We start from the raw sequence: 1,570 nt of genomic DNA, 5'->3' as shown, positions 1-1,570 counted from the left end.
GACCTTCTTCGCAAACACCGGGTCGGCCGCGGTCAGATCGCGGCCGTGGCCCCAGTCCTTCCACGCGGTTTCTTCTTCGTTGTTGCCACACCACAGCACGATGCTGGGGTGGCGGCGCAGCCGGCGCACGTTGTCGCGCGCTTCGGCCACCACGTTCTGGCGGAACGCGGGGTCGTAGCCGGGCTGCATGCCGCCGCCGAACATGAAGTCCTGCCAGACCAGCAGACCGAGCTCGTCGGCAATGTCGAAGAAGGTGGAATCTTCGTAGTAACCGCCGCCCCAGTTGCGGACCATGTTCATGTTGGCGTCGCGTGCGGCGGTGAGGTCGCGGCGCAGACGCGCGGCGTCGACCCGGGCCGGGAACGCGTCGAACGGAATGACGTTGGCACCTTTGGCGAAGATCGGCACGCCGTTGATCACGAAGGCGAAACCCTGGCCGCCATCGCGGTCGACCTCACGACGCAGTTCTACTGTACGCAGGCCGGTGAGCAGCTGCTGCTCCACCCTGCCCTGATTGCCGGCGTCGACCACCGTACGGACGGTGTAGCGCGCCTGTTCGCCATAGCCCACCGGCCACCAGCGACGCGGGTTAGCCAGCTGCACAGGGACCGAAACCACCTGCGTGCCCTTGCGCAGGCCGGCCTTCTGCTCGACGGTGGCGGCAACGCGGCCCTCCGGGTCGATCAGGGTCACCTGTACCTGGGCGGTGCCGGCCGCAGCACGCTCCACTTCCACGTCCACCTGCAGCGTGGCGCGCGTTTCATCCAGCGCCTGGGTCTGCACGGCCACATCGGTGATGCGCTGGGCGTCCCAGCTGTCCAACGTGACCGGACGCCAGATACCCGCCGTTACGTAACGTGGGCCCCAGTCCCAGCCAAAGTGATAACCCGGCTTGCGCACGAAGTTGCCGACCATCGCATCCTTGGGCTCATCACCGTAGGGAGACGGATAGTTGCCGGCGATCTTGTGCGGCATCGCCTGCACGCCGGGCAGCAGCGTGGTGATCGGCGAACGGAACACGATGCGCAGGGTGTTGTCGCGCGCTTTCAGGCGGCCATCGACGCGGGCACGCCAGGTGCGGTGGCTGTTGTTGGCCTTCAGCAGCGGACGGTCGTTGAGGGTGACCTCGGCGAAGGTGTCCAGGCCTTCGAAGGTCAGCTCGGCGTGTTTGCGCGCCAGCGTGGCGGCGTCGACCTCAAAGCGTGCCTGGTACTCCCAGTCCGCCAGGCCGATCCATTGCAGGCCCGCTTCGGGCGCGCCTACGTAAGGGTTGGGAATCAGTTGGTGCGCGAGCAGGTCGGTGTGGACGGAGCCTGGGATCTGGGCGCTGCGCCACTCGGTGGCTTCGGGATGCGCTGCCGCCTGGGCGTTGCCTGGCAGCAGGCGGAACGACCATTGGGCTGCCAGCGGGGTTGCTGCGGCTGGCAGCGTCCACATCAGAATGAGAAGCAGAACGCCCAATCGCCGCATACATCCTCCTGTTTGACCCGTCTTCGCGGGAACCGCGTAGAGCCACGCCCTGCGTGGCTGTATTCCTTCCAACACCGCGAAGCCACGCAGGGCGTGGCTC

At 66.8% G+C, this 1,570-nt stretch carries 1 protein-coding gene; it reads right to left on the bottom strand.

Translation table 11 applies throughout. From position 1 onward, the window contains the following. Positions 1–1,437 (bottom strand): glycoside hydrolase family 2 TIM barrel-domain containing protein (locus QMX83_RS21385; RefSeq protein ID WP_336618973.1); only part of this gene is annotated, 1,437 nt, incomplete at its 3' end. Between the last annotated feature and the right edge of the window lie 133 nt (positions 1,438–1,570).

Source organism: Stenotrophomonas sp. PS02289, assembly GCF_029960115.1.
Classification (GTDB): Bacteria; Pseudomonadota; Gammaproteobacteria; order Xanthomonadales; family Xanthomonadaceae; genus Stenotrophomonas.
Note: the sequence above shows the minus strand (reverse complement) of the source record. Positions and strands in the feature narration are given on the sequence as shown.